The sequence below is a fragment of the Candidatus Hydrogenedens sp. genome (genome assembly GCA_035378955.1).
In the GTDB taxonomy this organism is placed as follows: domain Bacteria; phylum Hydrogenedentota; class Hydrogenedentia; order Hydrogenedentales; family Hydrogenedentaceae; genus Hydrogenedens.
In genome coordinates, this window is the sequence record DAOSUS010000033.1 from 1 (window position 1) to 12625 (window position 12625).

Annotated in this window: 10 protein-coding genes; 6 read left to right on the forward strand and 4 right to left on the reverse strand. The window is 37.5% G+C overall.

Going from position 1 to position 12625, the window contains the following annotated elements:
• Together PLA12_08210 and PLA12_08215 are read right to left on the reverse strand one after the other, a co-directional pair.
• Positions 1-896: cysteine synthase family protein (locus PLA12_08210; protein HOQ32483.1), on the reverse strand; the 896-nt coding region annotated here is incomplete at its 3' end.
• A gap of 294 nt (positions 897-1190) precedes the next feature.
• On the reverse strand, positions 1191-2162 hold the full coding sequence (locus PLA12_08215; protein ID HOQ32484.1) for a DUF1559 domain-containing protein: 972 nt from the start codon (positions 2160-2162) through the stop codon (positions 1191-1193).
• 449 nt (positions 2163-2611) lie between these two features.
• Between PLA12_08215 and PLA12_08220 the strand changes: the two genes are divergently transcribed.
• Positions 2612-3058, forward strand: a complete 447-nt coding sequence (locus PLA12_08220; GenBank protein ID HOQ32485.1) for a hypothetical protein — start codon at positions 2612-2614, stop codon at positions 3056-3058.
• A 58-nt stretch (positions 3059-3116) separates the two neighbouring features.
• Here the strand turns inward: PLA12_08220 and PLA12_08225 are convergent, their stop codons facing one another.
• Together PLA12_08225 and miaA are read right to left on the reverse strand one after the other, a co-directional pair.
• The gene (locus tag PLA12_08225) at positions 3117-4454 is read right to left on the reverse strand and encodes a glycosyltransferase family A protein (GenBank protein ID HOQ32486.1); all 1338 of its coding nucleotides are present in this window, start codon (positions 4452-4454) and stop codon (positions 3117-3119) included.
• Positions 4451-5368 (reverse strand): tRNA (adenosine(37)-N6)-dimethylallyltransferase MiaA, encoded by a 918-nt coding sequence (gene miaA / locus PLA12_08230; protein HOQ32487.1) that lies wholly within the window; start codon positions 5366-5368, stop codon positions 4451-4453. Before miaA ends, PLA12_08225 begins: the two co-directional genes overlap by 4 nt.
• Positions 5369-5489: 121 nt before the next feature.
• Here miaA and PLA12_08235 point away from each other — a divergent pair, with 121 nt between their 5' ends.
• The 5 genes from PLA12_08235 (at position 5490) to PLA12_08255 (ending at position 12608) form a co-directional block, all read left to right on the forward strand.
• Complete coding sequence (locus tag PLA12_08235) at positions 5490-7094, forward strand: trypsin-like serine protease (protein ID HOQ32488.1); 1605 nt, start codon at positions 5490-5492, stop codon at positions 7092-7094.
• 194 nt (positions 7095-7288) lie between these two features.
• The gene (locus PLA12_08240; GenBank protein HOQ32489.1) at positions 7289-8689 is read left to right on the forward strand and encodes a neutral/alkaline non-lysosomal ceramidase N-terminal domain-containing protein; all 1401 of its coding nucleotides are present in this window, start codon (positions 7289-7291) and stop codon (positions 8687-8689) included.
• A 12-nt stretch (positions 8690-8701) separates the two neighbouring features.
• On the forward strand, positions 8702-10231 hold the full coding sequence (locus PLA12_08245; GenBank protein HOQ32490.1) for a hypothetical protein: 1530 nt from the start codon (positions 8702-8704) through the stop codon (positions 10229-10231).
• 361 nt (positions 10232-10592) lie between these two features.
• Positions 10593-11789 (forward strand): hypothetical protein, encoded by a 1197-nt coding sequence (locus PLA12_08250; protein HOQ32491.1) that lies wholly within the window; start codon positions 10593-10595, stop codon positions 11787-11789.
• Positions 11790-11807: 18 nt separating this feature from the next.
• Entirely contained in the window at positions 11808-12608 is an 801-nt protein-coding gene (locus PLA12_08255; protein ID HOQ32492.1) for a methyl-accepting chemotaxis protein, read from the forward strand.
• The last annotated feature ends 17 nt before the right edge of the window (positions 12609-12625 follow it).

A 12625-nucleotide genomic window follows, 5' to 3' on the forward strand; every position in this document is an offset into this window, starting at 1 on the left:
GGGCACATAACAACAATCAGGTCATTTTCGGTGCATCGTTGAGCATACTTTAATACTGCATAGATAGCAGTTCCACTTGAACCCCCTAACATTATCCCCTCTTCCCGAGCCAAACGACGAATTGTATGAAAAGACTCCGCATCGCTAACGCGAATCCATTCATCAACCACATGTGCGTTCAAGGTATGCGGAACAAAATCTTCTCCAATACCTTCTACCTTCCATGATTTAGGAGAATCCCCACTTAATACAGAACCTTCAATATCTGCACCGATGATACGCACATTGGGTTTTTTTTCTTTCAGATATTTTCCAACCCCGCTAATAGTTCCGCCTGTGCCGGCACCTGCCACAAATGCCGTGATTTTCCCTTCCATTTGTTCCCAGATTTCAGGTCCTGTGGTGCGATAGTGCATTTCAGGATTGGCTAAATTCTGAAATTGGTTGGGACGCCACGCCCCGGGTATTTCGCGGGCTAAACGGTCTGCAACACCATTATAACTTTGCGGTGAATCGGGTGGAACACTTGTTGGTGTTATTACGACTTCCGCTCCATAAGCACGCAATAAACGAACTTTATCCGAACTCATCTTATCCGGCATAACACAAATACAGCGATACCCTTTCACACTTGCCACAAGAGCCAGACCCAGCCCTGTATTCCCGGCTGTTGCTTCAATAATAGTTCCACCGGGTTTAAGCAGTCCCTTTTCTTCCGCATCCTTAATCATTGCCAGAGCGATACGGTCCTTCACACTTCCTCCAGGATTAAAGTACTCAATTTTTAAATATATCTTCGGTTTTAGGTCTTTACTAATTTTGTTCAATCGAACCAGAGGCGTGTTTCCGACAGTTTCGAGTATATTATTGCACGCAGGACGAAAGAATAAAGCCATAACCATTCTCCTTGATAATTTTTATATTTAAGGTTAAACATAAAACAAAAGAATGGATATTCTTATTTCATTAAATAGATAAATTTGTTATTTCAAAAAGAATATCTGTGTTCCCATAAAAAAATAGGATAAACAAGAAAGTTAAAACAGAAGAGAGGAAGAAAAATAATAGATTTAAGATGTCTTTAATAGAGAGGGTTTACAATCTATAAATCCAATAATAAAATCTTTGTAATTATAGTAGGGCGAATAAATTATATTCGCCCTACTCTTTACTTTTGTATATTTTTCATATTAGAAGAAAATACCAACGACCTGAGCTACACCTGCATTAACAGGGGCTTTACTTGCACCCGTAGGATTGGCGATGTCTTCCGCAATATAACGAATAAATTCAACATGACCGTCTAAGTATAAGACATTCGAACCGCCAGGTATATGATTAAATCCTGCGGGATTCGTCGCAACATGGTCAAACATAATCCAGACGGAACTTTGAGCCTGTGCTGATGCGGCTGGATTATTAATATCTGTGATAAGAAACCGCTCAATACCTTCCCTTAGCCTATATACAGTAGAACCACCTCCATTGCCATTTCCGGCGTTAACGGGAATATCTTTGTCTACATAATCAGGCCAGGAAGATGGATTGGTATATACAGGGACCAAGGCATTTAATGCTAATTGAACTAACTGTGCTGGACCGGTAATAGGATTGGGTAATAACGGAGGTAATGCTGGAAAAGTAATCGGATTGTCCGTTGTTTCTGCGCGGTCAATTACCCAACCGAGATATGCATAGCTTTCGTCAACAGCGGCTGCACCGTAATTAGCATCAGTGCATAGCCAACCAAATGTATTTTCTCCTGTTTCATCATTCGTAACATCTTTAATACTACTCTGAGCATCAGACGGACAGAAACAAATAGCAGGGTCTGTCAGGTATTCCGGGTAAATGGTAGTGGGGTCTGGTCCCATAGCAATAAATAAACTACCGCTGTAAGTGGATAAAGAAGGATTTGAAGTATCGCAGTCCCGAAAAATTGCCTGAGTTCCATCTCTTACTAAAATACGGGGAAACCTTTCGCCTTTTGATTCTCCCGAATACATTTTAAACACCAATCCCCATTGTTTTAGGTTGTTCTGGCAACTACTTCTGCGTGCCGCTTCTCTTGCTCGAGCAAGGGCTGGTAATAGGATTGCGGCAAGAATACCAATGATTGCAATGACGACGAGCAGTTCGATGAGAGTAAAACCTTTCTTCATAAAATATCTCCTTATTTAAAGTTATAGTAAATAATGTGAATATCCTACAAAATGATTATATGAATATAATTTATTATAAATCAATATTATTTTAATAAAAATATAATATTAATAAATTGTTTTTATTTATATACTCATTCATAAATAAAATTTTTTATTTCTTATTATTATAAATTTGAATTTTTGTTGCTTTTATTTATTAATTATCGTAAGTAATACTGTTTCGTTTTATTCAAAACTATATATCATTGTGTTCGTGGGGAGAATAAAATTAATGTATTGTGTAAGTTAGTCGTTAGAAAAGGAATAATGGATGAAATCCATTTATAGGTTTTCCTTGTATTAATATTATGTGGAGAATACAGCTATAAAACAGGGAATAAAAAATATTTGAGGTATGTTTCTATTTTGAAAATGAAAACATAAAAAACAAACAAGGAGAATACACTATGAAGTCCCAAGTTCGATGTAAACAAAATCAACCATTTAAGGCAAAACTAATTGCTACTTTTGTACTGTTTTTTGCAGTGGCAATTGTTCTTTCCTCAATTACTTTTGCGGAAGAACAGAAGAATGAACAGAAATCAAGTTGTCCTTATATGAAGGCAACATCGGGTTGTTGTTCTACGGAAAAGTCGTGTGCAGAGAAAAAAGACGCATCAAAAGAATGTTGTAAAAGCACGGGAGACTTAAAATCGGGTAAAGCTGCATGTGATAGTAAACCTTCTGGCGATGGAAAAAGTTGTGAAAAGAAGAATGTAAGTTCTAATGCCCAATGTGGTGATTGCAAATGCTGTTCTGCCTGTAATTGCACAGGTCAAAAGCAAGCGAAAACAGCTTGTTCCTGTGGAGATAATTGCAAATGTTGTGCCTCCTGCTGTATAAACAAAGCATAGATATAACCCCAAACTAACAACCCTCACATACCTACTATACCTCCTATATTAGTTGGGATTAATCACTATCAAGATGGTGGTTAATCCCACTGCTTTTTAATAAATGCCATATATTCCTTAACTTATCCAAAATCATCTTTTGCCTTTCAAAATCCCCCTCTATATTTTCAAAATTTATCTCCTGAAATTCCGATAGGTTAAGTTGCTTTACCAACTTTTCAAGGGTATGGAACAGATTTTTCGGCTTATAAGCGAAGTCTCTTAAATGATGTAATAATTTAAGAGTTTTTAAGCCATCGAACCATTCATGTAAATGGAATTGTAGTGATTTCTTATTTTGATTTTGTTGGAATATCTTTTTTGTTTTTTGTATCCAGTAATTGGTAACAAGGAAATGGGCTAATTCCGAATGAATTTTTTCTGCTTGTAATAACATAAATTCAGGATTTTCTTCTGGATTATCAATACACTGTATCCACTTTTTTAATATATCGAAACATTCAAACGGATATGTAAGGTATTTTGTTTCCGGCTGGTTTAAGTATTGTTTTAATTTAGCACCCGTCCCGAAAGGAACACGGTCCGAAAGTCGTGCAGAAGGATAAACCGTTGCAGTTGTTAATCTTTTTATTTCCCCAAGGCGTGCCACCTTTTGCAAGAAATAGAAATCTTCGCCTGCTATCCGTGTATTCATACCTCCACAATTCACATAAAGAGGGACAGAAACGCCAATCGTTGAGCCAATGGGTAAAAAAGTATATGGTGAATTGGCATAATGCAGACCTAATTCATAGCAACGAAGAAAGATTTCATAAGCAAGCATACATTGTCCGTACAAAGTATTTTCTATAGGATGTTCGGAATACATAATACCTGCTGAATAAGGATTCGTCATGAAGAAATAGTTCCACTCATTCAGGTAATTTTGGGATACTTCGCAATCAGCATCCAGCCAGATAAGTCCTCCTTCCGTTTTTCCCTGTTGAAACAAAGTATAAAGTCCCCAATCCAGACCAATTTTTCGAGCCAATCCTACTCCGTGTTCCGCAGGAAATTCATAGCCCGGAGAAGAAGCATCAACAATGCCCATGGGGAAAGGAAATTCTTTTTCATGCATATAAGTTCTTAGCAGTTCCAGAGTGTTTTGATTGTTCTCTATATGTTCAGGCGGGGTTATCGTTTCATTGCGATTATTTACTACAATTATAACTAATGTTTTTTCACAGATAGATATATCATTTTGGGAAAGAGAATGAAGAAGATTTCGAATATTATGAAATTCATTATAAGCAGGGATAACAACAACCTGTTCTATTTTATCGCAGTTTGACAAATCCAATTGCCAAGGAGAGAGAGTTGCCCTTTTGTTTAAATAATCAATGATATTCTCTTTCATAACAATTCTTTAATCTTTTTTTTAGCAAAATTAAAATTTCCGCCTTCTATTCGGTAAATCTCATATCCTTTCCGTTCCAAACGACGGAACCATATTTCCTGTTTCCTTGCGAATTCCCAGATAGCCGACCGTAATTTTTGGAACATATCATTTTTATTTTTAATTTCTCCCTGTAAATATAAAAGCACATAACGATACTCAAGCCCTAACTGGAAAAGTCGTTCGTTAGAAATTCCTTCATTTCTTAACCGTTCCACTTCCTCAATAAGACCCTGTTGTATTCTTTGTTTGAGGCGTTCCCCGATTCTAATCTTTAACTGTTCTCGTTCGTAGTGAATATAAAAAATAATCGCATTTAAGGGAGGGACGGTAATAGTTTCTTCTCCATTTTTCTCTGCAAGTGCTATTTCAATGGCTCGTATAAGTCGTTCCTTTTTCAGCAAGTCAGTAGTATTGTGTAGTTTTGGTTTTAGTTCAAGCAATTTTTTCTGTAACTCTTCTATGGGCAATTGATATAATTCTGTTCTCAATGCTTCATTAGTAGGAGCCTTTGCAAGCGAAAAACCTTCAATGAGAGCAAAAAGATAAAGTCCTGTGCCACCCACTATAATTGGCAATTTGTTTTTTGATATTACCTCCTCATACGCAAGAGAAAAATATTTTAGGTAATCAAACAAACTGAACTCATAGGTAACTGGGACAATGTCAATTAAATGATAAGGAATAGGTGGAGAAACGCTGGAATATTCTTCGAGGTCTTTTCCTGTTCCTATGTCCAGCCCGATATATACCTGACGGGAGTCTGCGGATAATATCTCACCATTAAAAGTATGGGCAATTTTCACTCCCAAACTTGTTTTTCCAGAAGTCGTAGGACCTAATATGATAATGCTTTTCGGTTTTGTTTGATTCATTCTGTTTGCCTATTTTTCATAAACATTTTTAAATAGTTTCGGTTAAAATTTGTTTAATGTTTTATTATACATATACAATTTAATAAGAGTAACATAAAAATCAAATAAAAAGGATTCATCTATGAAAAAGAGGGATATTGGTATTTTTTTATTTGCATGCTCTTTTCTAATTTGTTCTTCATTTCCAGCGATGAGTGATTCTGCAGAAACAATATTTCTTCCACCGGTACCAGGTTCTCTACAAAAGAATATGGGAGCGGAAGCTAAAATAGGAAGTGTGCCTGTATCTATGTTGCTATCTCAGCCCTATCCTACCTATACCTATACAGGTATGACCGGTAAAAAATCATTGTTAAAGCAGGAAGCAGAAGGGAAACAGCCATTGCGTATAGCCGTAGAGGAAAAAGTGGATATTGAAGGGAGATTGGTTTTTAACAATCCTCAATTGTATTCCGATGGTAATTATTATGCCGTAGGAGAGTTTCGGGTAGAAGAAGCAGAAGGAATACGACTTATAATTGATACTTCAAAATTATCGGCAGATGATAAAATATGGCTGGTTATTCCAAATCTATTTATTGTTTATGGTCCCTATCCGAAAAAAGAAGATGTATTGTCCGAGACATGGCTACCTTCCGTTGCAGGGGAAAGTGCTATCCTCGTTTTGCAAACAAAAAAAGATACATTGCCTGAATTAAAGATTGTTGCTTTCCAATTTTATTATATTTCTTCAAAAGATATAGCAAAGGCGTTACCCTGTCCTTTGCCCGTTCCATGTGTAGATAATACGGAATACCAGAAAATTACAACGGCTGTGGGAAGAATAGATATACCGGTGAATAACGGAACTATCCTTTGCACAGGAACACTTTTAAATGTCCCCGACACTTCTGAATTAGAACCCTACTTTATCACCGCACATCATTGCTTTGAGGAAACAGGTATCCGCTGGGACTATATTGAAGTAATATGGGATTTCCGTGTTGCAAATTGCGAAGATTATGAAGAACCCAATGAAAATGCCTGCCCACGAACTCTTGGTGCGCAAAATCTTGCAGAAAGTTTATGTCTGGATGGACAATTTATCAAACTTAAAGAGGAAGTACCCATAGGTGAATATGGCAGGGCTTATGCAGGTTGGAGTTCTGAACAATTAAGTTCAGGTATGTCGGTTTACGGGGCACATCATCCGCAAGGAACATCCTTAAAAGCAGCTATTGGAAATATTAAGAGAACAGAAGTGGACAGCTGTATGGATTCTTTATGTATGAATTTAAGGTATTACACTATTGAAGTATTGTGGAGAGAAGGAATTACATCACAGGGTTCCAGTGGTTCGGGGCTTTTCTGTCAGGATTTTGGGTATAAATTGATAGGTATGCTAAGTAATGGTCCAACTCATAGTTGTACAGACCGTTCCGGAAATTATGATTATTTTGCATCGTTTCGACATTTTTATCCTCTAATTCGTTGTTATTTAAAGCCCGGCACGGATTGTGAATCCAAGGCAGATTGCGACAGGTTTTGCTTCTTTAAATACATGCTAACACCCAATTCTCAGGAATTACAGTTTTTCCATGATGTTCGCTCCTGGTTAATGAAACAGGGAGACTGGGGTAAAGAATTAATACGGTTTTATTACAAACAATCACCCACATGGATACAAGAGACAACCCGCAATCCTTTACTTCAATCTACCATGAAAACAATTCTAAAAGGGGAATAAACACAGGTGATAGTTTAGAATTCGTCAGACATATCCTGAAGAATTCAATCTGTTAAATGAAACTTAACAACGCATAAGCAGTCTATTATGTGTTAAAATACTCTCATTAATTTATAATAAATATGCAGGAATTCATATTTATTATTTTTCGTTTTAAAAGATAAAGATAAAATTAACTCTCCGGAGGCTTTTTTATGAGAAAACTTAAAAAGATATTATTAGCTATCCTCATTCTTATAATTCTTTTAGTAGGTGCTTTCCTGCTTATTATTGGTCCATGGCCTGTTTACAGAAATACAGACTTTAAATCGGCTAAGTATTATCAAAAGACATTAACTGAATTAAAGAAAGCTTCAAAAAATATTCATCTTTCTGAAACTCCTGGACCGTTGAAAGCCGGCTGGGCTACACAAATTATCACTCCCCCTATCGGAACACCGTTGGGTGGTTATTCAGACAGAAAAGGGAAACCTTCTACAGGGGTTCATGATGAACTATACGCTAAAGCCATAGCAATAAGTGATGGACAGGATACCGTTGTAATTATTGGCACGGATTTACTTCTTGTCCCGCCAAATGTTGCAGAAAAAGTCCGTCGAGAAGTCGGGGAAAAAATACATTTAACACCGGAACAACTTTATTTTACGGCAAGTCATACGCATTGTGGTCCTGGGGCATGGGCACCCGGCGTTGCAGGTAAAATTACCGGCGGTAAGTATAATCCTAAAATTGTAGACCATCTTGCGAAGAATATTGCCGAAGCTATTATTAACGCATATAACAAAATGGAACCTGCAAAGATAGCTTCAAGTAAGGTTGATGGAAGTAATTATATTCGGAATAGAACACGAGAAGAACCTGTGGATACAGACTTGAATTTTATGTTGATTGAGCAAAATAGCGGAAACAAATGTTATGTTGTTCGTTTTTCAGCCCATCCAACTAACTACGATGGTGATATGATGGAGTTTAGTGCGGAATATCCGGGTGCATTACAGCGGTTTATTGAGCATCAACCTAAAACAACTGCTATTTACTTAGGAGGGGCATTAGGTTCCAGCGGTCCTAAGGCTCCAAATGCTCCAGATGCGGAATCGCGAGTGCTGGCTATGGGAAACGAATTGGGGCAATTGGTCCTTGACAATTCACAAAACTTAACTTTCAAAGAACAGGTAGAGGTGGCTTCTTTTGCATTTTTGGTTTATATGCCATCATTTCAAGTTCGTCCTGTAAGCCCTAAATGGCGACTTTCACCTCTTGCGGGCAAAATTATGGGGGTGCCTCCTTATGGCTGGTTGCAGGCATGCAGAATTGGAGATATATTCATGATTGGCTTGCCTTTTGATTTTAGTAGTGAAATAAGTCGGGCATGGAAATTATCCATGTCAACCATGGATATAGACCTGTGGACTACAAGTTTTTCTGCTGCATATTGCGGTTATCTTTCGCCAGACCGATATTACTGGAAGGAACCATTAAATTATGAAACAGGACTAATGAGTTGGTTTGGACCTTCCTGTGAAGCATATTTTACAGATTTGTTTCATCAGAGTTTGCAATGTTTGTTCCCCAATATTAAACAAGCATCTTTATAATTAAAGTATTCTATGAGTCAGGACCCCCTATTCGAACAGGGTCAACCTGTTGAAAAAAAAGAACCGTCCTCTACGGAAAGTCCCCTTCTGGAAGAAGTTCAATCCAATGTGGATGGGGATAATCATCCACAACCTTCTCCCAATCCTCAACCTGAAAAAGGGCAAGAGCCATCGTATCGGCGCGTAGATATCCTATCTCGCTGGTTTTTTTTGGGAATGCTTTGTCTTGTATTAATTGGACACTGGGAAGATAAACACTTTCAAAAGAAACCCTGGTCCCGCGGAATTATTGTCTGGAATGATGAAATAGTTAAAGAGATATTAAATAAAATTCCGGATAAAACTAATTTTAAGAGGCTTCTTGTTATTCCTGATGCACAGGTACCACACCCTAAAAATGAACTTTTTGTAGAACTATTGAAACAGATAGAACTTGGGAAGGGAGAAAATATTCCTTTGCTTACTTATCCCGTTTTTGTCTGGATGGATAGCATTAATGATTTTTTGCCTATGTTATCTTCAGGTAGGTTGCCTGAACCCGGAAAGTATGAAGCATTAGCCGGGGACTTAAGTCCCACAGAGCCTTTTCAAATCGGAGATACTACTTATAATATTGTAGGGACTTTATCGCGTGATTTTTCTCCATTCGTAGGAGCTTATGTTATATCTTCAGAAAATCTTAATAATATACCCAGCACGATTGTTCCTGGGTTCGCATTTCCAGAGGCCGAATCGTTGTTTTCAAAATTAGATGGAGAAATGAACAGCCATTTGAAAGATATAGATTATACAGAAGGTATTTCTGGATTACAGGCACGAACATCTGACCTGTTTTCCATCGGAATATCTATAAGCCTTTTAATAATTTGTATTGCATTGAAAGAAATTTTCAGGATGTTCTATCTGCGATTAGCAAATCCCCCAACCCGTGTGATTGGACCTTTATTTAGCGAAATACAACAACGGGACAAACTATTCCGTTTTATCAATACCTTTTTTTATGCTGTTTTCTTTATCAATCTTTTCACAGCATTGTATCAACCCGAAACACATCGATTAATTATATATTATATTACGCATGTTTTCTCTGAAGGGGATTTGCAGTATATCGGGGAAGCGTATAAACAGGGAGATATTCTCCGTGCTGCTATAACAACATTTCATAATAATTTCTGGGTTCAGACCTTTTTACTTACTTTTTTAATCTCCATCCCTCCCTTTATGTTAGGGGTATTTAAAAGTCTCATTAGTTTTGCATTTGCAGGTTATGCTATGTCACCAATATGGGCTGGAACTGCAGTTCGCCTTACTTTCCATTCTATTACCATTGTTCTGGAGTTAGAAGCCTATATTTTGGCGGTATTTGCCGTGGTTCTGTGGACATATTACTTCTGGAACGCAGTATTTACAAGAAAGCAATTTCGACAGAAAATTTATAATGGCTTTAAGGTCATTATTTCCGCTATTGTTGTTACGGGATGTATTCTTGCCATCGCTGCACTCTACGAATCTATCACCATTATATTATTCTCTTCGTATTAATAAAATTAGCAACGATATAAAGCCGCAGTATTAAAAATTCACAGTTATCTGCGAATAAATCCAGAGAAAAAAGGTGGATAAAAAGATTGTTACCTTTCTATGTCTTTATACCATAAGTGTTTATACTACAAGTGAATTTATGGTATGATACTTGCTATCTATAATTTAAAATGCCAAATATTAATAATAATGATATAATATATTATTAACACATGATTTATTTAGTAAAAGTATGTTAAAATAATACTTTTTGATATAAAGAAATTTGTTTTGTTAAAATGTTATATAATATTGCTATATCATTTTTTTTCAATAAATTATGCACTAATATTTTGAACCTTAAATTAAGAAGGAATATGTTATGTTAAAATCTCTTCGTCTCTCAACAAAGCTCTTTTTGTCTTTTGGACTTATCGTCCTTATTTTGGTTCTTGTTTCCGGTGCAGGATGGTATGGATTGAGTAAAATTTACGGGAGTATGTCCCTTTCCAATCAGGCACATGAAGTGTATAAACAGGTTGATAAATTAGGAAAACTTCGTAGAGATTTTTCCTATCTTGCCCAGACGGGACAGGCGTTTGTAGCGGAGGGAGATAAAAAGACAGTAGATGAGCAGGTACGTGATGCACAAAAAGAATTGGTTTCGATGATAGAACAGCTCCAGCAGACAAAAGGTATTTCCACAGAGATGAATCAACAAATGGAAACAGCACAAAAGTTTGCAGGTGACTACCTAACAGTCTTTGAAGAATTGGTTAGCGCAATGAAACAAAAGAATGATGTCTTTTCTGTCTGGAAAGATTTGGGGTGGAAAATAACAGAAGGTATCGGTAAAGCCGGTGAACAGGTAATAAAACCTGCATTAACTAAGGCATTAAGTAATCAGGACCTTGCAAGTTATCAGAAATGGTCTGAAATTCAAATGGGATTAGACCAGAAGATTATAGAACCCTATTTCTTACTGCGTGTAACCGCACTTTATTTAAGGGCTTATCAGGGCGATAAAGAATGGGAGGGGTTCCAGAAACAAGCCCAGACCTTAAAGCAATCCTTCGAGGAATGGAAAAAGATGGTTCAGGATATTCCTGAATTGGTGGCGATTGTATCCGAATTAGAAAAGAATTTTAATGATTATCTGGCTCAAGGGGATAAATTTTATCAAGGGATACTCACAGATAGAAAAGCAACACAGAACTTAATAGTATGTGCCGATAATCTTGTAAAACAGATTACAACGTTTACAAATGACATTGAGCAGAATACTCAAACCATTATGAATTCGGTTCGTCTTATGGTTTTAGTTTTCTCCATAGTGGGAATTATTTTGGGAATAATTCTTGCCTTGCTGGTAACATGGGCTATAACAAAGCCATTAAATACGGTTATCACAAACCTAACCGATGGTTCCAAGCAGGTAAATCAAGCATCGGGTCAGGTTGCTGCATCCAGTCAGGCAATGGCAGAAGGAGCCACAGAACAGGCGTCCAGTCTGGAAGAAACTTCTGCATCTCTGGAAGAAATGTCTTCGATGACCAAACAAAATGCGGATAATGCCTGACAGGCAAATAATACCGCGATGGAAGCCCAGCAGGCTGCGGAACATGGACGCGAAATTATGGTGAAGATGTCAAAGGCTATACAGCAAATAAAAACTTCGTCTGATGAAACGGCAAAGATTATTAAGACTATTGATGAGATTGCCTTCCAGACAAATTTGCTTGCCTTGAATGCAGCCGTTGAAGCGGCTCGTGCTGGTGAAGCAGGAAAAGGATTTGCCGTTGTCGCAGAAGAAGTCCGTAGACTTGCCCAACGCAGTGCAGAAGCGGCAAAAACAACAGCTCAATTAATTGAAGAATCGCAGAAGCATGCTGAGGAAGGTGTAGAGGTTAGTCAGGAAGTTGCTGATGTTTTAGAAAAGATTACACAAAATGTTGAAAAAGTGGCAACACTGATTGGTGAAGTTACAGCGGCAAGTAATGAACAGGCTCAAGGTATTGAGCAGATTAATCAAGCCGTAGGACAGATGAATCAGGTGATTCAGTCGAATGCGGCAAATTCTGAAGAAGCAGCCGCAGCCAGTGAAGAATTATCCGCTCAAGCAGAAGAATTAAATCGGATGGTAGATGTTTTGCGTAGTATATTGGAAGGAGAAAAAAAAGGAGGTGAGGTCAAACAAAATGTGGCTTTACCGGCAACAAAACCTGTTCGGAAACCTACGGTGAGTAAGGGTTTACCACCGTCTGCTTCTAAAGGAAAAGACATGAGAGAACGCAGAAAGACAACACCTACGGCGTTACCGCATCATACTAATAATGCAGATGTAGTATCTCCGGAACAGGTAATACCTTTAGATGATGACGACTTGAAAGAGTTTTAAGAATAAAGAGGGCGTAT

Bases quoted from the DNA above. Each gene is read 5' to 3' on its own strand.
- PLA12_08215 (HOQ32484.1), bottom strand. From the start codon at position 2,162: ATGAAGAAAGGTTTTACTCTCATCGAACTGCTCGTCGTCATTGCAATC.
- PLA12_08220 (HOQ32485.1), top strand. From the start codon at position 2,612: ATGAAGTCCCAAGTTCGATGTAAACAAAATCAACCATTTAAGGCAAAA.
- PLA12_08225 (HOQ32486.1), bottom strand. From the start codon at position 4,454: ATGAAAGAGAATATCATTGATTATTTAAACAAAAGGGCAACTCTCTCT.
- miaA (HOQ32487.1), bottom strand. From the start codon at position 5,368: ATGAATCAAACAAAACCGAAAAGCATTATCATATTAGGTCCTACGACT.
- PLA12_08235 (HOQ32488.1), top strand. From the start codon at position 5,490: ATGAAAAAGAGGGATATTGGTATTTTTTTATTTGCATGCTCTTTTCTA.
- PLA12_08240 (HOQ32489.1), top strand. From the start codon at position 7,289: ATGAGAAAACTTAAAAAGATATTATTAGCTATCCTCATTCTTATAATT.
- PLA12_08245 (HOQ32490.1), top strand. From the start codon at position 8,702: ATGAGTCAGGACCCCCTATTCGAACAGGGTCAACCTGTTGAAAAAAAA.
- PLA12_08250 (HOQ32491.1), top strand. From the start codon at position 10,593: ATGTTAAAATCTCTTCGTCTCTCAACAAAGCTCTTTTTGTCTTTTGGA.
- PLA12_08255 (HOQ32492.1), top strand. From the start codon at position 11,808: ATGGAAGCCCAGCAGGCTGCGGAACATGGACGCGAAATTATGGTGAAG.